The organism is Streptomyces sp. NPDC054961, assembly GCF_053609145.1.
This window is the reverse complement of record NZ_JBSGWY010000001.1, coordinates 147509-164062: the sequence shown is the minus strand read 5'-3', so window position 1 is coordinate 164062 and position 16554 is coordinate 147509. Positions and strand designations below refer to the sequence as shown.

The 16554-nt window shown below is 72.4% G+C and carries 16 protein-coding genes, 1 tRNA gene and 1 riboswitch; of the genes, 10 read left to right on the top strand and 7 right to left on the bottom strand.

Translation table 11 applies throughout. From position 1 onward, the window contains the following. Positions 1-51: 51 nt before the first annotated feature. From ACWF9Z_RS00730 to ACWF9Z_RS00705, 6 genes are all read left to right on the top strand, one after another. On the top strand, positions 52-1125 hold the full coding sequence (locus ACWF9Z_RS00730; protein ID WP_453596007.1) for a Gfo/Idh/MocA family protein: 1074 nt from the start codon (positions 52-54) through the stop codon (positions 1123-1125). Next, complete coding sequence (locus tag ACWF9Z_RS00725) at positions 1122-2279, top strand: dihydrodipicolinate synthase family protein (RefSeq protein WP_453596005.1); 1158 nt, start codon at positions 1122-1124, stop codon at positions 2277-2279. The genes ACWF9Z_RS00730 and ACWF9Z_RS00725 overlap by 4 nt, the downstream gene beginning before the upstream one ends. Further along, positions 2276-3115 carry a sugar phosphate isomerase/epimerase family protein gene (locus ACWF9Z_RS00720; RefSeq protein ID WP_453596003.1) on the top strand — a complete coding sequence of 280 codons (840 nt, stop codon included), beginning with the start codon at positions 2276-2278 and terminating at the stop codon, positions 3113-3115. Before ACWF9Z_RS00725 ends, ACWF9Z_RS00720 begins: the two co-directional genes overlap by 4 nt. 115 nt (positions 3116-3230) lie before the next feature. Further along, the gene (locus ACWF9Z_RS00715) at positions 3231-5624 is read left to right on the top strand and encodes a polysaccharide lyase 8 family protein (RefSeq protein ID WP_453596001.1); all 2394 of its coding nucleotides are present in this window, start codon (positions 3231-3233) and stop codon (positions 5622-5624) included. A 61-nt stretch (positions 5625-5685) separates the two neighbouring features. After that, the gene (locus ACWF9Z_RS00710) at positions 5686-7299 is read left to right on the top strand and encodes a N,N-dimethylformamidase beta subunit family domain-containing protein (RefSeq protein ID WP_453595999.1); all 1614 of its coding nucleotides are present in this window, start codon (positions 5686-5688) and stop codon (positions 7297-7299) included. A gap of 149 nt (positions 7300-7448) precedes the next feature. Further along, complete coding sequence (locus ACWF9Z_RS00705) at positions 7449-7838, top strand: VOC family protein (protein WP_453595997.1); 390 nt, start codon at positions 7449-7451, stop codon at positions 7836-7838. 40 nt (positions 7839-7878) lie between these two features. Here the strand turns inward: ACWF9Z_RS00705 and ACWF9Z_RS00700 are convergent, their stop codons facing one another. From ACWF9Z_RS00700 to ACWF9Z_RS00690, 3 genes are read right to left on the bottom strand one after another with little or no spacing between them, the layout of a single operon-like run. Further along, complete coding sequence (locus ACWF9Z_RS00700) at positions 7879-8682, bottom strand: ABC transporter ATP-binding protein (protein WP_453595995.1); 804 nt, start codon at positions 8680-8682, stop codon at positions 7879-7881. Next, positions 8679-9728, bottom strand: coding sequence for a FecCD family ABC transporter permease (locus ACWF9Z_RS00695; protein WP_453595993.1), 1050 nt, complete (start codon positions 9726-9728; stop codon positions 8679-8681). Before ACWF9Z_RS00695 ends, ACWF9Z_RS00700 begins: the two co-directional genes overlap by 4 nt. After that, positions 9725-10717, bottom strand: a complete 993-nt coding sequence (locus tag ACWF9Z_RS00690) for an ABC transporter substrate-binding protein (RefSeq protein WP_453595991.1) — start codon at positions 10715-10717, stop codon at positions 9725-9727. The genes ACWF9Z_RS00695 and ACWF9Z_RS00690 overlap by 4 nt, the downstream gene beginning before the upstream one ends. A 55-nt stretch (positions 10718-10772) precedes the next feature. Then, positions 10773-10850, bottom strand: a riboswitch (cobalamin riboswitch). 459 nt (positions 10851-11309) lie between these two features. On the opposite strand from ACWF9Z_RS00690, the gene ACWF9Z_RS00685 reads away from it, so the two are divergent. Next, positions 11310-12191 (top strand): hypothetical protein, encoded by an 882-nt coding sequence (locus ACWF9Z_RS00685; RefSeq protein ID WP_453595989.1) that lies wholly within the window; start codon positions 11310-11312, stop codon positions 12189-12191. A gap of 8 nt (positions 12192-12199) precedes the next feature. Here the strand turns inward: ACWF9Z_RS00685 and ACWF9Z_RS00680 are convergent, their stop codons facing one another. From ACWF9Z_RS00680 to ACWF9Z_RS00665, 4 genes are all read right to left on the bottom strand, one after another. After that, entirely contained in the window at positions 12200-12652 is a 453-nt protein-coding gene (locus ACWF9Z_RS00680; protein WP_453595987.1) for an N-acetyltransferase family protein, read from the bottom strand. Positions 12653-12989: 337 nt separating this feature from the next. Then, on the bottom strand, positions 12990-13343 hold the full coding sequence (locus ACWF9Z_RS00675; protein WP_453595985.1) for a hypothetical protein: 354 nt from the start codon (positions 13341-13343) through the stop codon (positions 12990-12992). Beyond that, positions 13330-13566: a hypothetical protein gene (locus tag ACWF9Z_RS00670; protein WP_453595984.1), complete on the bottom strand. Its 237-nt coding sequence runs from the start codon at positions 13564-13566 to the stop codon at positions 13330-13332. The genes ACWF9Z_RS00675 and ACWF9Z_RS00670 overlap by 14 nt, the downstream gene beginning before the upstream one ends. A 151-nt stretch (positions 13567-13717) precedes the next feature. Next, positions 13718-13794 (bottom strand) — tRNA-Trp (locus ACWF9Z_RS00665). Between the two features lie 368 nt (positions 13795-14162). On the opposite strand from ACWF9Z_RS00665, the gene ACWF9Z_RS00660 reads away from it, so the two are divergent. The 3 genes from ACWF9Z_RS00660 to ACWF9Z_RS00650 are packed head-to-tail and all read left to right on the top strand — an operon-like array spanning position 14163 to position 16355. Continuing rightward, a complete protein-coding gene (locus ACWF9Z_RS00660) occupies positions 14163-14621 on the top strand; it encodes a PPOX class F420-dependent oxidoreductase (RefSeq protein WP_453595982.1) in 459 nt (152 codons plus the stop codon). Positions 14622-14662: 41 nt separating this feature from the next. Continuing rightward, the gene (locus ACWF9Z_RS00655; protein ID WP_453596523.1) at positions 14663-14965 is read left to right on the top strand and encodes a histidine phosphatase family protein; all 303 of its coding nucleotides are present in this window, start codon (positions 14663-14665) and stop codon (positions 14963-14965) included. Positions 14966-15023: 58 nt separating this feature from the next. Further along, a complete protein-coding gene (locus tag ACWF9Z_RS00650) occupies positions 15024-16355 on the top strand; it encodes a glycoside hydrolase family 18 protein (RefSeq protein WP_453595981.1) in 1332 nt (443 codons plus the stop codon). The last annotated feature ends 199 nt before the right edge of the window (positions 16356-16554 follow it).

The following is a 16554-nucleotide window of genomic DNA, read 5'->3' as shown; positions in this document are numbered from 1 at the left end:
TTCCCTGGGCCCCGGGGTGTGTGCGTACCCCCCCCCCCGGGGCCCCCGCCCGTGGGCGCGCGGCCTGCGGCCCCGGGTTTCGATCTCGGCGACGGCTCCGTGCTGTGGCCGGAGCCGGTGCTGGTCGGGCGCCGCGAGGCGGCCCTGCGGGCCATCGCCGAGCGGCACGGACTGGAACACGTCAGCACGGACCTGACCGCCGTGCTGGCCGATCCCGAGGTCGAGATCTACTTCGACGCGCAGGTCACCAGCGCCCGCGAGGCGGCCGTGCGGCAGGCCGTGGCGGCCGGCAAGCACGTGTACTGCGAGAAGCCGACCGCCCTGACCTTCGAGTCCTCGCTGGAGCTGGCCCGGCTGGCCGAGGCGGCCGGGATCAAACACGGAGTGGTGCAGGACAAGCTGTTCCTGCCGGGCCTGCTGAAGCTCAAGCGGCTCATCGACGGCGGCTTCTTCGGCGAGATCCTCTCCGTGCGCGGGGAGTTCGGCTACTGGGTGTTCGAAGGCGACTGGCAGCCCGCCCAGCGGCCCTCGTGGAACTACCGGACGCAGGACGGCGGCGGCATCGTCGCCGACATGTTCCCGCACTGGGAGTACCTGCTCCACGAGCTGTTCGGGCGGGTCCGCACCGTGCAGGCGCTGACGCGCACCCACATCGGCCGCCGCTGGGACGAGGAGGGCAAACCCTACGAGGCCACGGCCGACGACGCGGCGTACGGGATCTTCGAGCTGGAGGGCGGGGCGGTCGCGCAGATCAACTCCTCCTGGGCGGTCCGGGTCCACCGCGACGAACTGGTGGAGTTCCAGGTCGACGGAACGCACGGCTCGGCGGTCGCCGGGCTGCGCGGCTGCCGGACCCAGCACCGCGCGGCGACGCCGAAGCCGGTGTGGAACCCCGACCTGCCCCTGACCGAGCGGTTCCGTGACCAGTGGCAGGAGGTTCCGGACAACAGCCCCGCCGACAACGGCTTCAAGGCCCAGTGGGAACTGTTCCTGCGCCATGTCGTCCTGGACGAGCCCTGGCGGTGGGACCTGCTGGCGGGGGCCCGCGGGGTGCAGCTGGCCGACCTCGGACTGCGCTCCTGCGCGCAGGGCCGACGGCTCGCGGTACCGGAGGTGGCGCTGTGAGCATCCGGCTTCCGTCGGTGGACGGCGGGTTCCGCCTCCACACCCCGGCGTCCGTTCCGCTGGCGCCGCTGAGCCGCGGTCCCGCCCGCAGCCGCGCCTTCTATGCGGCCGCGCACGTAGTCGCCGATCCGCTCGCCGCCTCCGCCGACGCGGAGCCGGTGATCGACTGGGAGACCACGCTGGCCTTCCGGCGCCGGCTGTGGTCCCAGGGCCTCGGGGTGGCCGAGGCCATGGACACGGCGCAGCGCGGCATGGGCCTGGACTGGCCGGTCGCCGCGGAGCTGATCCGCCGGTCGGCCGCCGAGGCCCGGTCGGTGGGCGGCCGGATCGTCTGCGGCGCGGGGAGCGACCAGCTGGCCCCGGACAGGGTCCATTCCCTGGCCGCCGTCACCGCGGCGTACGAGGAGCAGCTGGCGCACGTCGAGGCCTGCGGGTCGGGGGCCGTGCTGATGGCCTCGCGCGCCCTGGCGGCGACGGCACGCGGCCCGGAGGACTATCTCGAGGTCTACGGCACCCTGCTGCGTCAGAGCGCCCGGCCGGTGGTGCTCCACTGGCTTGGCCCGATGTTCGACCCCGCCCTGGAGGGGTACTGGGGGCACGAGGATCTGGACGAGGCCACGGACGTCTTCCTGAAGATCGTCTCCGAGTGTCCGGAGAAGGTCGACGGAATCAAGGTCTCGCTGCTCGACGCGGGGCGTGAGGTGGACATCCGGCGCCGGCTGCCGGCGGGCGTGCGCTGCTACACGGGCGACGACTTCCACTATCCGGAGCTGATCGCCGGTGACGGGGAGCTGTCCAGCGACGCCCTCCTGGGGATCTTCGATCCGATCGCCCCGATCGCGGCGCGGGCCGCGATCGCCCTCGACCAGGACGACCTGGCGGGGTTCCGGGAACTCCTGGATCCCACCGTGGCACTCTCACGGCACCTGTTCGCACCACCCACCCGGTTCTACAAGACGGGCGTCGTCCTGCTGGCCTGGCTGGCGGGCCACCAGGAGCACTTCACGATGGTGGGGGGCCTGCACGCGGCCAGGTCGCTCCCCCACCTGGCAACCGCCTACGAACTGGCCGACAATCTCGGTCTGTTCCCCGATCCGGAGCTCGCCGAGGCCCGGATGCGCCAGTTGCTCGCCCTGCACGGGGTGGCGTCGTGAGCCGGGCGCCGGCGCCGGCCCGGTTCAGCCTGAACCAGGAGACGATCCGCCAGTGGTCGCTGCCCGAGCTGGTCGCCGGGTGCACGGCGGCCGGAGTCGGCGCGGTGGGACTGTGGCGCGATCCGGTGCGGCGGTTCGGGGTGCGGGAGACCGCGAAGCTGGTCGCCGGGGCCGGGCTGCGGGTCAGCTCGCTGTGCCGGGGCGGCTTCTTCACCGCCGCCGACCGGGCGGGGCGTTCGGCCGCGCTGGAGGACAACCGCCGGGCCGTGGAGGAAGCCGCCGAGCTGGGGGCCGACGCGCTGGTCCTGGTCTCGGGCGGTCTGCCGGACGGGGACCGGGATCTGCCGGGGGCCCGGCTGCGCATCGCCGACATCCTGGGCGAGCTGGCTCCGTACGCCGCGGCGCACGGGGTGCGTCTGGGGATCGAGCCGCTGCACCCGATGTACGCGGCGGACCGCTGTGTGGTGTCCACCCTCGGTCAGGCCCTGGACCTCGCCGAGCTGTTCCCGGCGTCACAGGTGGGGGTGGTCGTCGACTCCTACCACCTGTGGTGGGACGAACGGCTGTCCTCCGACCTGCGGCGGGCGGGCGGGGCGGGGCGGATCGTGTCCGTCCAGGTCGCCGACTGGGTGACGCCGCTGCCCGAGGGCGTCCTGCTCGGCCGGGGACAGCTGGGCGACGGCTCGATCGATCTGCGGGCTTTCCGGGAGCTGACCGATGCCGCCGGGTACCGGGGTCCGGTGGAAGTGGAGATCTTCCATCCGGGGCTCTGGGCCCGGGACGGCGAAGAGGTGCTGGGGGAGGTGATCGACCGCTACCGCGAGCACGTCGCGTGAGGGTGCGGACGCGGCGGCGGAGCGGTACCGGGGGCGGGCGCGGGGAAGCACGGGGCGGGGCAGAGGGCACGGGGGCCAAGGGGAACGGGAAGCGTTTCGGTCGAAGGAGACTGCGATGACAGATGTGTGGAGCCGCCGTGCCTTTCTCACGGCGGTGGGCGGAAGTGTGGTTCTCATCGGCTCACCGGCCCACCAGGCGATCGCCGGGACGGTCACCTCGGTTCACGACGCCATGCGGACGGTGTGGCAAGGCCTCGTCCTGGGTGGCGGGTTCTCCGCCACCGCGGAGCCGTTCCGGACCCGGCTGACGAAGCTGGGCGCGCAGGCCGGCCAGTGGCAGGCCTCGATGGCTCCGGCCACCGGTTCGCTCTGGCCCGGCCAGGTCTTCACCACGGATCCCGAGTGGATGGCCCAGAGCTACTACCGGCTCAGAACCATGGCGGAGGCGTACGTCCGGCCCGGTACCGGGCTCACCGGTGACGCCGGGCTGCGTACGGCCCTGCTGACAGGACTGGACCACCTGCACGCCCAGGTCTACAACGCCTCCCGGGTGCGGTACGGCAACTGGTGGTGCTGGCAGATCGGCGCTCCGCAGGCCCTGCTCGACATCTGTGTCCTGTTGTACGGCCAGATCCCGGCCGCCCGGCTCGCCGACTACTGCGCCGCCGTGGACCACTTCGTGCCGGACTCCGCCGTGGCCTCCTACACGGGGACCAGCACCGGAGCGAACCGGGTGGACCTCTGCCGGGTGCTGGCCCTGCGCGGGGTGGTCGGCGGGGTCGACGCGAAGATCGCCCTGGCCAGGGACGCCCTCTCGCCGGTCTTCCCGTTCGTCACGGCCGGCGACGGGCTCTACCGTGACGGCTCCTTCATCCAGCACTCCTACGTCGCCTACACCGGCTCGTACGGCTCGGTCCTGCTCGGCGGACTGGGCATGCTGTTCGGCCTGTTGAAGGGCACGGCGTGGGAGGTGACCGATCCGGGCTCCCAGATCGTCTTCGACGCGGTCGAGCACGCGTGGGCACCGTTCCTGTTCAACGGACTGGTGATGGACGCGGTGTCGGGGCGTGCCCCGAGCCGGGGCGTCCAAGTGGCCGATCCCCTGCAGGTGCAGCAGGACGACCACACGCGCGGGCACTCCGTACTCGCCGCGATCCTGCTGCTCTCCGAGGGCGCGGGCAGCGCCGAACGGACCCGCTGGCGAGGGCTGGTGAAGGGATGGGCGGTGCGGGACTACTACAGCCCCCCGCTCGCTGACATGACGCAGCCCCTGTCCGCGCTGGCCCGGCTCTCGGCGGTGGCGGCGGACGCCTCGGTCACGGCCGAGGCCGAGCCGGTGGCGCACCGGCAGTTCCCGTCGATGGGCCGTGCCGTGCACCGGCGGCCGGCCTGGGCGGCCTCGCTGTCCATGGCGTCGAAGCGGATCACCCACTACGAGACGGGCAACGGCGAGAACCTGCGCGGCTGGCACACCGGCAGCGGCATGCTCTGCTGGTGGGGTTCCGCCTCCGGGAACGGCCAGTACGCGGACGCCTTCTGGCCCACGGTCGATCCGTACCGGCTGCCCGGGACCACGGTGTCGCGCAAGGTGCTCGCCGACGGCGCGGGCGGCGACTGGGGGGCCTCGCGGCCGGATGCGACGTGGGTGGGCGGCACGACCGACGGGGAGTTCGCCTCGGTGGGCCAGCACCTGAAGGGGCCGGGGAGCACGCTCACGGCGCGCAAGTCGTGGTTCTTCCTCGACGACACCGTGGTCTGCCTGGGCGCCGGCATCGCCGCCACGGACGGCACCGCCGTCGACTCGGTCATCGACAACCGGAACCTGGGCGCGGCCGGCACCCACGCGCTGACCGTCGGCGGCGCGCTCCAGCCGGGCACGCTGGGCTGGAGCGCGTCCTTCCCCGGCCCCGGCTGGGCCCACCTGGCGGGCTTCGGCGGGTACGTGATGTCGGGCACGGGAACGTTCAGGGCGCTGCGGGAGGCCCGCGTCGGCAGGTGGAGCGACATCAACCGGAACGCTTCCACCACGGCCCTGACCCGGCGCTATCTGACCCTCTGGTACGACCACGGAACGGATCCGACCGGCGGGAGTTACGTCTACCAGATGATGCCGGGGGCCACGGCGGCCCAGACCTCGGCCCGGGCCGCCGCGCCGGGATGGCTCACGGTGCTCGCCAACGGCACGGCCGCCCAGGGTGTGGCGGTCGGCTCCGTCGGCTTCACCGGGGTCACCTTCTGGCAGGGCGGGACGGTCGGCTCGCTGCAGGTGAGCGCGCCCTGTTCGGTGACGGTGCGGGAGCGCGGCGACGGCACGGCGGTGCTCTGCGTCTCGGACCCGGCCCGGACGCTGACCTCGCTGAGCGTGACGTGGAACAGGCCCGTCACCCAGGTGCTGTCCCCGGCGGCGAGCCTGGTCTCGGCGTCCACCGGGACACGCCTCCAGCTCGGGTTCGGCGATCTGAGCTCCCTGGCCGGAGCCTCCCAGGAGGTGGTGGTCCGGCCGGCGTGATCCCGGAGCCCGGAGCGGGGCGGTAGATGCACAGGCCACGGGGTGACATAACGTGCCCTCCATGGATCAGGAGCACATAACCGGGGACGGCGAAGGCGCGGGCAGGCGGCGGTTCCTCGCCCTGGCGACGGGGGCGGCGGCCACCGCCGCCGGGCTGGCGGCCGTGTCCGGCTGCGCCAACGGGGACACCGCGGGGACGGACGGGGCCGGTCCGGGCCAGAGCCCGAAGCCGTCCGGCTCGCCGCAGAAGGACGGGCCGCACGGCCTCGACGTCAAGGCCGAGAACGCCCGGCCGGGCCATGCCGACTGGCACGTGACCAAGGCCGGTCCGGCGCGGGCCATCGAGGGCTTCGCCGACCAGGTCAGCGTCCTGCCCGGCGAGTCCTTCGGCCTGCACGTCTCCACCACCGCGCCCCGGTTCACCGTCTCCGCCTACCGCATGGGCTGGTACGGCGGCGCCCGCGCCCGCCTGGTCTGGCGCTCCGAAGCGCTGCCCGGCGTGCGTCAGCCCGACCACACCGTGGACTCGGCGACGCGCATGGTCCGCACCCGGTGGACCCGCAGCGCCACCGTCGAGACCAAGGACTGGCCCGAGGGCTGCTACCTGCTGCGGCTCGACGCGCAGGGCGGCGAGGGCCAGCGGTTCGTCCCCGTCACCGTGCGGTCCGCCGCCACGGCCGGACGTACCGTCGTCGTCAACGCGGTGGCCACCTGGCAGGCGTACAACCGGTGGGGCGGCTACGGCAGCTACGACGGGCCCAGCGGCGGGTACGCCTCGCGCTCGCTGGCCGTGACCTTCGACCGTCCCTACGAGTACGACGACGGCGCGGGCCTGTTCCTCGTCTACGAGGCTCCGCTGCTCGCGCTCGCCGAGCGGCTCGGCATACCCCTCGCGTACACGACCACCACCGACGTGGCCCGGGAGAAGCGGCTCCTCGACGGTGCGTCGGCGGTGCTTTCGCTCGGGCACGACGAATACTGGTCGCCGGAGCAGCGCGCCCACTTCACGGCCGCCCGGGACGCCGGCACCAACATCGCGATCCTCGGCGCGAACTGCTGCTACCGCCGGATCCGGCTGGAGGCCTCCGACCTCGGACCGGACCGCACGCTGGTCTGCTACAAGTCCTCCTACGAGCAGGACCCCGGCTTCAAGCGCGGTCATCCGGCCACCGTCGACTTCCGCTCCCCGCCCGCCGCGGACCCGGAGAGCTCCCTGCTCGGCGTGATCTACGACGGCTACCCGGTGGACGCCCCCTACGTCGTGACCAACCCGGGCCACTGGCTCTTCGAGGGCACCGCGGCGAAGGCGGGCGACCGCTTCGCGCACCTCGTCGGCGTGGAATACGACAAGGTCAACACCGGATTCCCGACCCCCCGCCCGATCGAGATCCTGGCCCACTCCCCCGTGGTCTGCGAGGGTCGCCCCAGCCACCAGGACACGGCGTACTACACCGTGCCGAGCGGCGCGGGCGTCTTCGCCACCGGAACCATGCGCTGGGTGGAGGCCCTCGACGCGACGGGCGACGGCAGCAGCGGAGCCAACCACGGACTGGACGCGCGCTCGGGCGCCCTGACCACCAAGGTGACCGAGAACCTGCTGCGCGTCTTCGCGGCCGGCCCGGCGGGACGGACACATCCGGCGCAGGACAACGTGAAGGCGGTCTACGGCAGTTAGGGGCGGGCTCGTGAGTCCGGCCGGTCCGCCCGAACCCACTGGACTCCACCCACAAGGGGTGTTTAGGATCATGTCGCGGCATCGCGTGTCGGTCACCGACCGGGTGAGACATGGAGGTGCCGGGACATGCCTTTCGGAGGCATCCAACCATGGCGATCCAGCTGAACCACACGATCATCCCCTCCCGTGACCACCGGGAGTCCGCCGAATTCCTGGCGTACATCCTGGGACTCGAGGTCGGGGCCCCCTGGGGCCCCTTCATCCCCATCGACACCGCCAACGGCGTCACCCTGGACTTCGCGACCGTCCCGGCCGAGTCCATCACCGCGCAGCACTACGCGTTCCTGGTCTCCGAGGCCGAGTTCGACGAGGCCTTCGCGAAGATCGAACGGGCCAGGCTCACCTATTACGCCGACCCGCACGGCCTGCGTCCCGGCGAGATCAACCACAACGACGGCGGCCGCGGCGTCTACTTCACGGACCCCTCGGGCCACGGGATGGAACTGATCACCCGCCCGTACGGCGGTTTCAAGGAATAGCGAGGAGGGCGCGAGGACGCCGCGGGTGCCCGCGGCGTCCTCAGCCCCGTCCTGGCCGTTTCCCCTCCCGCGGCAGGTAGACGATGTGCGGCGCACCCGTCGTCGGGTGGGGCCCGATGCGGGTGCGGACCCCGTACACCTCCGCCAGCAGGGCTTCCGTCAGCACCTCCGCGGGCGTGCCCGAGGCCGCGACGCGGCCGCCCGCCAGGACGTACACGCGGTCGCAGTACAGCGCCGCGAGGTTGAGATCGTGCAGGACCAGGAGCGCGGTGGCGGGCAGGTCGCGGACCAGCCCCAGGATGTCCAGCTGGTAGCGGATGTCCAGGTGGTTCGTCGGTTCGTCCAGGGCGAGGAGACCCGGGTCCTGGACGAGGGCGCGAGCCACCAGGGCGCGCTGACGCTCTCCGCCCGAGAGCTCGTCGAACCGGCGCCCGGCGAGGACGCCCGCGCCGACGGTGTCCAGGGCCCCGGCGACGCGACGTACGTCCTCGGGGCCGTCCTGCGCCCAGAAGCGCTTGTGCGGGCTGCGCCCCATGGCCACCACGTCGCGCACGGTCAGCCCGAAGGCTCCGGCCGCGTCCTGGGGCACGACCGCCACCCGCCGCGCGCGGTCCTTCACGCTGAGCGAGGCCGCGTCCGTCCCGTCGAGCACCACGCGCCCGGCGCTCGGGCGCAGGGCGCCGTAGACGCAGCGCAGCAGCGTCGTCTTGCCGCTGCCGTTGGGGCCGACCACGCCGACCGTCTCGCCGGGGCGGGCGGTGAGGTCGATCCCGTGCAGCAGCGGCTGCCCGTCGATCTCGTAACGCAGCGCCTCGACGGCGAGTTCCACCGGACGCGCCGTCATCCCGCGATCCCCTCCGTACGGGTGGACCGTCGCAGCATCCACAGGAAGAACGGCCCGCCGACGAGCGCGGTGACCACGCCGACGGGGATCTCCTCCGGCGCGGCCGCGGTACGGGCGGCCAGGTCGGCCAGGGTCAGGAACACCGCGCCGCCGAGCGCGGCGACGGGCAGCAGCGACCGGTGCCCGGCGCCGACGATCATCCGGGCGGCGTGCGGAACCATCAGCCCGACGAAGCCGATCGCCCCGCTGGAGGCCACCAGCACCCCGATGACGAGCGAGGTGAGGACGAAGACGACGGCGCGGAACCGGCCGGTGTCCAGGCCGAGCGTGTGCGCGCCCTCCTCCCCCGCGAGCAGCAGGTCGAGCGGCCGGGCCAGGGCGATGAGCAGGCCGGTGCCGACGAGCAGTGCGGCGGCGGGCAGGGCCAGTTCGCCCCAGCGGGCCCCGCCGAGGCCTCCCAGGGTCCAGAACAGCACGCTGCGCATCTGGTCGGGGTGCGCGGCCAGCACCAGGACCAGGCTCGTCAGGGCGGAGAGGACGTACTGGACGGCGACCCCGGCGAGGATCAGCCGGCCCGTGGTCATCGCGCCGCCGCGCCGGGCCATCGCGTAGACGGCGACGAGCGCGCCCATCGACCCGGCGAAGGCGGCGAGCGGCAGGGCCGCCCCGCCCGCCCATCCGAGGAACCCGGCGCCGCATACGATCACCAGCACCGCCCCGGCCGAGGCCCCGGAGGAGGCTCCGAGCAGGAAGGGGTCGGCGAGCGGGTTGCGGACGAGGGCCTGCAGCACGGTGCCGCAGACGGCGAGCCCGGCGCCGACGACGGCTCCAAGCAGCACGCGCGGCATCCGGACGTCCCACACGATGGCCGCGAACGCGCCTCGGCCCGGTCCCGGTCCGCCGAGCACGAGGTCGAGCACCTGGCCCGGGGGGATCCGGACCGGCCCGAGGGCCAGCCCGGCCACCGCCGACACCACCAGTGCGGAGGCGAGTACGGCCAGGACGACCGGTGTACGGGTGAGCGCGCGGGCGAGCCGGCGCCTCACGCGGCGTCGGGATGCAGCTGGGCACCCAGGGATTCGACGGCGTCGGCCACGCGCACGCCGAGTACGGCGGAAGACAGCGGGAGCACGACGAACCGCTGGTTCTTGACGGCGGGAACCTGCGCGAGCGCCGGGTCGTTCAACAGGCGCTGCTTCTTGGCTTCGACGGTGGTGCCGCCGTAGTCGTAGATGAGGACGACCTCGGGCTTCCGCTCGATGACCTTTTCCCACGACACGTCACCGAAGGTGTCCTTGAGGTCGGCGAACACGTTCGTCCCGCCCGCCAGCGAGACGATCTCGTTGCCGATGCCGTTTCCTCCCGAGGTGAAGGCGGAGGCGTCGCCGGAGTCGTAGGCGAAGACCGACGGCTTGGCCTTGTCCTTCACCCGTCCGGTGACGGCGTCGATGCGGCGCTGCTCCCGCGCGATGAGCTCCTCGCCGCGCTCGGGCACCCCGAAGGTCCGGGCCACCTCGGTGATCTCGGTCTTGAGCTGGTCCAGCCCGACGGGCCCTTCGGTGCAGTACTCCACGCTGAGGCGGGAGTTGATACCGCTCTTCGCGAGCCCCTCGCGGTCCCGGCCCTGCGCCTTGTCGAAGGCACTGGAGTAACCCCCGTACACGAAATCGGGGTTGGCGCCGAGGAGGACCTCCTTGGAGGGGTACTCCTTCGCCAGCACCTTGATCTTGTCGTACGCGGGCCGGTAGTCGGGCAGGACGGCGTCGTCGAGGTAGGCGGTCCCGGCCATCCTCTCCTGCAGCCCGAGGGCGAGGAGGAGCTCGGTGGCGTGCTGGTTCATCGCGACCGCGCGCCGCGGCGGTGCCTGGTAGGTGCTGCTGACACCGCAGTTGGTGACGGTGTACGGATACCCGGGGGCTGCGGGCGCCCCGGCTTCCGCGTCCTTCGCTCCGGGCGATCCTCCGCAGGCGGTCACGGACATCACGAGCGAGACGGGCACGAGCGCGCGCAGGAGGGCGCGGGGGTACGACGACATGGCGAAGCCTCTCCGGGGGATCCGCGTCCCCTGGTCGAACCGAAAGGCGGTGCGTCAGTGTCTGACTCCCGGCTCCCCCACGGGAGGGCCGGTCACAGTGGCGGGACCGCACCGGATTCACACCGGTTTCCTGTCCTGCACCGCCTGGATAGCTCGTCCCAGTCTGCCAGACGGACGATCACCATCGGCCGGGGCCGACAACGCCGGGGCGATGCTGCCGAGGGCGATGCTGCCGAGGGGAATCGCCGACCAGCCGCTGGGCGAGCGGGAGCGGACGACCGGCGTCGAAGTCCCGTTGTCAGTGGCGTGTCCGACCATGGGTGCATCAACCAGCGGTTCCTACATGCGGGGATGCTGCAGGGCTGCGGGTGAGCGGTTCCGCCCCACCGGACCCCCACGGGGGACAGCGCCCGGCGGGGCGGAACCGAACCGTCTGCCCTTCGCCCATGACGCGAGCCCAACTTCCTCACAGAGAAGGGCACTTCACTCCTCTGCGCATTCCGCTCACTCGCACCGGGAAGCCCTCAAACCGCTCGGCGCAGGGGCCTGCCCGGGCGTACGATGTGTCTCGTCGCCTATCCCGGAGCAGCCGATGGCGTGCAACCCCCCGACCCTCGACGTGCAGTCGGTCGCCGAGCTCTACTCTCAACTCTCCGGTGTACTGGCCGGATTCGCGCTCACGGCGGTCTTCATCGTCATTTCCCACTATCTCGGCGAGGGCGTGCCCACGGGGCGCCGGCAGGAAGCGCTCGGCCAAGCCCTTCCCGCGCTGCTCTCGGCCCTGCTCGGGCTGATCTTCAGCTCGCTCACCTACTGCGCCATCGCGGCCGACGGAGACAACCACGGCCGGGCACTGTTCGAGCACGTGGTGGCCGGCGTCGGTTTCGCCGTCGCCGCGGCCCTGCTCGTCCTGGCCACCGTCCTGCTCGTCGAGGGTGTCCTGCCCTACGACCCCGTCCACTACGCGCGGCGCCTGCTCGGGCAGTGCGCGCCCCTGCCGATCTTCGCGCTCCTGTCGGAGGGCGCGTACGCCTACGGCAAGGCGTACTACGGCGGGAAGGCCCCCGGCTGGCTGGGCGCCCTCATCGTCCTGCTGTTGTCCTTGGTGCTCGTCATATCCGTCCTCGGCTTTGCGGCGTACGGCCGTCCCGGTCTGGACAGGGTCCGCGTGACCGGCGGCGGGGCCACCCGGACGATCGCGGTGAGCGGACTGTCGATCGTGACCGTGTGCCTGCTGAGCGTCGTGACGACGATGGGAATCGCCGGTTCGGGCTGCTCCGTGCCCGTCGGCGCCGTCGTCGCCGCCCTGGTCTTCGGCTTCCTCGCGAGCCTCGGCCTGTGCGTCTGGCTCTTCGTCACCCGCCCGGTCCGCCCCGCAGACCCGGCCCCCGCTCCCCCACAGGCACCGGCTCCCACACAGGCACCAGCACCAGCACCAGAGCCTGGTCCTGACCCTGGTCCTGGGCCCGCGTGATGCCGTGATCAACGGTCCTGGAGCGCGACCCGGTAGAAGACCTTTCCGTCGTGGGGCACCGCACCGAGCGCCTCGTAGAAATCGAGAGCCGGCGGATTGTCGGTGTCGGCCGTCCACTCGACCCGCGAGCATCCGGCCGCGACGGCCTCGGCCTTGAGGTCCGCCATGAGCGCTCCCGCCACGCCACGGCGGCGGGCGGACTCCCGGACGTACAGCTCCTTCAGGAACAGGGAGGTACCGGCGCCGGACGCCGGCCACAGGAAGGTGTACGAGGCGAAGCCCAGCACTCCGTCGTCATCGCGGGCCAGGAGGACCGTCGCGGCCGGCCGGTCGCCGAACAGGGCGCGCCGGATCTGCTCGGGGTCGACGGGAGTCGGCTTCCCGCCGTAATAAGCCGCGATCTCTCCGAGGACCACGGAGATGATGTCCACGTCGCGCTCGGTCGCCTGCTCGATCCGCACTGCTGTCCCTCTCACCGGGGGGCAGCGCCAACACCCCGCGCAGCACCCGCACCTCCGACACCGTCCGTGCCTCGGGAACCCTAACCGCCACCTCCCCCCGGCCGGTAGATGATCAACGAAGGACGGGGCAGCCCGCGCCGTCCGGCGGCCACCACCACCGCCAGAGCCGCACCCTGGCCCGGGGAGGCCGTTCCATGCGGAATCTTCGCTGTCATATGCCTACCGGCCCCCGGATCCACGTGCCTATGGTGTGGCTCCGGAACCTCCCGGGCGCATCTCCCTCCCGGCTCCCCACGGGAGGGTTGCCGCGCGCCCGCGCGGGCCCGGCGGGGGCGGTTCAGCCCGTGCCGTGCACCGTCTGGAGGTGGCCGGTCTTGCCCACCGTGAGGACGACCCGTTCCGTCTTGCGCACCGCCGCCAGGACGAGCCACACGGGGGCCCAGAGCAGGCAGGTGAGGAAGGCCAGAAGGGCGTGCAGGGCGTGATGGACCTCGCGGTCCCGTCTGAGCACGGCCTGCGAAGGGGACCGTGACTCGACCCACCAGCCGTTGGCGACGTACTGGTTCACGGCCCAGTCGAGGATGACCGTCCGGCGTTCGCCGTCCAGCGGCCCGCAGGCCGGCGAGAAGAGCAGTTCGGGGGGCGGTCCCGAAGGCGGTCCCCAGTGCTGCCGTCTGTCAGGCCTGCGCATCGGCCTCGCCTCCCCACACGTCGGGTCCGCCGCCCTCCCAGCGGATCGGCCCGTCCTCGGACAGGTCGACCCCCTCCAGGCCGGCACGGCGCAGGAACGCGCTGACGTCCGCCACCGTGAAGGCGCGCCCGAGGTCCGCATCCACGCCGAGCACGTGCGCGGTCACCTTCCGCCCGCCGTGCGGCGATACGGGATGGATGACGATCTCCGCCTCATCGGCCATAGGTCCAGGGTGCGACGGGCCGGTCGTTCCAGCACGCCGAGGACCGTATCCGGCCCGCGGAACGGGGGCGGGCACCCATCGGGGAAACAGCGACGCCCAGACGAGAGCAAGGCTCTCACCTGGGCGTTCTTCACACACGTGCTGTTCTACGTGGCAGGGGTGGCAGGAGTCGAACCTGCGACATCTGGTTTTGGAGACCAGCGCTCTGACCAGCTGAGCTACACCCCTTCGGCGAGACCAACCATGTCACGGCGAGCGCCGAAGATCCACTGAATTCGGGGGTCAGTCGCGGGGAAATTCTTCGCGGATTCGAGGTCCGGAGGAACGGAGCCGGTCGAGGAGCGAGGGCTTCGCCACTGGTCAGGGCAATGTCGGGCGGGTACGGCGCACGTCGGCGGTCCGCGGGTGACGGCCGGGCCGGTCCACGGCGACGCGCGGCGGACTCCGCTCGCCGGCGCCGGCGCCCCGCCGCACGATCCGGGCTCCGGCGAGCCGCGGGGGCGCGCGGGGTGCGCGGCGCACAGCAGCCGGACGGCTTCGAGGTCGCCGCCCGGCCCGGACGGAATGCCCAGGCACACACGGGAGTTGAGCAGGTCATGACTCAAGGCCCGGCACCCCGCTCCCTGTCCGACGACGCCCTCTCGGAACTGCTGAGCACCCAGCAGTTCGGCACCCTCGCCACCAACAAGAGCAGCGGTCACCCTCATCTCACCACCATGCTCTACGCCTGGGACGCCGGAGCGCGCGTCCTGCGGTTCTCCACCACCGCCGACCGCGTCAAGGTCAGGCAGCTCCGGCGTGACCCGCGCGCGTCCGTGCACGTCCAGGGCGGCGACGTGTGGTCGTTCGCCGTCGCCGAGGGCGAGGCCGACGTATCCGGGATCACGACCACACCGGGGGACGCGGTCGGGCGAGAGCTGCTCGCGATGGTGCCCCAGGCCGCGAAGCCACAGGACGAAGACGCGTTCTTGGAGCAGCTGGTCGCCGAGCGCCGGGTCGTCATCCGGCTGAAGGTGTCCCGGCTGTACGGGACGGCACTCGACGTCAACGGCTGAGAAGCCCTCTCACGCGGTGAGTCGACCGACGGGTCGGTGTCCTGCCGGGCGCGCCCCGTCCGGCGCTCAGGCAGGAGCCGGGGAGCGATCCGGGGTGGTGGGACTACGGCGGCTGCGAGGGCCTGACCACTGAGCAGATCCAGGAGACGAGGCCGGGGTGGGACTTGTGGCGGGACGGCGTCGTTCCCGGCGACGCCGCTCATCCCGGCGAGCAGCTCGAGCAGGTGGCCGCGCGTACGGACGCGGTGCTGGACCGGATCCGGCCGCTGCTGCGCGACGGCGACGTCGACCGGTGCCGCCGCGGCGCGGCCGACCTCTTGACCCCGCCTGGTCCAGACCAATAGTTTCCGCATGCACAGCGCACGTGCCCCGGCACCACTCACCGCATCCGTAAGGAAGCCCATGCGCCGCAGCATGCTCGCCAGGCTGGCCGTTGCCGCCTGCTCCCTCTCCCTGCTGACCGCCTTCGCTCCCGCCCACGAGGACTCCGGGCGCGCGGACTCCGGGCGCGACCGCTCGTACAAGAAGGTCGGCTACTTCACCCAATGGGGCGTCTACGGACGGGACTTCCAAGTCCAGGACCTGGAGAAGAACGGCAGCGCGAGCAAGCTCACGCACATCAACTACGCCTTCGGCAACATCGGCGCGGACGGGAAGTGCTTCACCGGGAACGTTCCCGGTGAAGCTGACGCCTGGGCCGACTACGTCCGCCCGCTGGACGCGGAGAACTCCGTGGACGGCGTCGCCGACGACTGGGTGCAGCCGCTCGCCGGCAACTTCAACCAGCTGCGCGAGCTCAAGGCCAAACACCCCGGCCTCAAGGTCCTCCTCTCGCTGGGTGGTTGGAGCTGGTCCACGCACTTCTCGGACGCCGCGCTCACCCCGGCTTCCCGCAAGGCGCTCGTCGCGTCCTGCATCGACCTGTACATCAAGGGAAACCTCCCGCAGGACGGCACCCGCGGCGGCGCGGGTGCGGCTGCCGGGATCTTCGACGGGTTCGACATCGACTGGGAATGGCCCGGCTCGGCAGGTGACACCGACACCACCTACCGCCCCGAGGACAAGAAGAATTTCGCGGCCCTGGTGAGCGAGTTCCGCACGCAGCTCGACGCCTACGCCCGGAGCCAGCGGCGGAAGTCCGCGTACGAGCTGTCCGCCTTCGTCCCGACCGCCCCCGCCAAGATCGACGCGGGCTTCGACGTCCGCCGGATCATGCGCGACCTCGACTTCGTCACCCTCCAGGGGTACGACTTCCACGTCTCCGGAGAGCCGAAGACGTCCCAGCAGTCCGCGCTGCGCGCCCGCGGCGACTTCAGCGTCGAGGGCACGGTGGACGCCTGGGAGCGGCGCGGCGCGCCCGCGCACAAGCTGGTGATGGGCATGCCGTTCTACGGGCAGGGCTGGACCGGCGTGAGCGGCGGCGGGGACGGCATGGGGCAGCCCGCGACGGGTCCGGCTCCGGCCGCGTGGGCGTCCGGGTACGCCGACTACAAGGAACTGAAGCAGCTGGCGGACAACGGGAGTTACCGACTCTTCCGCGACCGGCGCGACGGCCACGCCTGGCTGTTCGACGGCTCCACCCTCTGGACCTACGACGACCCGCAGGTGCTGCGCGCCAAGACCCGCTACATCCGTGAGGAGGGCCTCGGCGGCGCGATGTTCTGGTCCCTGGACGCGGACACCGCCGACGGCGAGCTGATGACGGCCGTCGATCAGGGCCTGCGCGGCCACTGACCGCACCGCCGACGGCCGCAGCGCCGCCGGCCGTACCACCCGGGCGACCCGGATATCCCGGGCAACCCGGCACCCTCCCCCCGAACAGGGGCCCCCGGGCGCGCAAAAACACCCGGCCCGCGGCGCCCCGCCCCCGAAGCACCAGCCCCCGAATAAAACCCCCGGGGGGGGCCGCCACACCCACAACACCCCCCCGGGG

Bases quoted from the DNA above. Each gene is read 5' to 3' on its own strand.
- ACWF9Z_RS00715 (WP_453596001.1), top strand. From the start codon at position 3,231: ATGACAGATGTGTGGAGCCGCCGTGCCTTTCTCACGGCGGTGGGCGGA.
- ACWF9Z_RS00710 (WP_453595999.1), top strand. From the start codon at position 5,686: ATGGATCAGGAGCACATAACCGGGGACGGCGAAGGCGCGGGCAGGCGG.
- ACWF9Z_RS00705 (WP_453595997.1), top strand. From the start codon at position 7,449: ATGGCGATCCAGCTGAACCACACGATCATCCCCTCCCGTGACCACCGG.
- ACWF9Z_RS00700 (WP_453595995.1), bottom strand. From the start codon at position 8,682: ATGACGGCGCGTCCGGTGGAACTCGCCGTCGAGGCGCTGCGTTACGAG.
- ACWF9Z_RS00690 (WP_453595991.1), bottom strand. From the start codon at position 10,717: ATGTCGTCGTACCCCCGCGCCCTCCTGCGCGCGCTCGTGCCCGTCTCG.
- ACWF9Z_RS00685 (WP_453595989.1), top strand. From the start codon at position 11,310: ATGGCGTGCAACCCCCCGACCCTCGACGTGCAGTCGGTCGCCGAGCTC.
- ACWF9Z_RS00675 (WP_453595985.1), bottom strand. From the start codon at position 13,343: ATGCGCAGGCCTGACAGACGGCAGCACTGGGGACCGCCTTCGGGACCG.
- ACWF9Z_RS00670 (WP_453595984.1), bottom strand. From the start codon at position 13,566: ATGGCCGATGAGGCGGAGATCGTCATCCATCCCGTATCGCCGCACGGC.
- ACWF9Z_RS00660 (WP_453595982.1), top strand. From the start codon at position 14,163: ATGACTCAAGGCCCGGCACCCCGCTCCCTGTCCGACGACGCCCTCTCG.
- ACWF9Z_RS00650 (WP_453595981.1), top strand. From the start codon at position 15,024: ATGCGCCGCAGCATGCTCGCCAGGCTGGCCGTTGCCGCCTGCTCCCTC.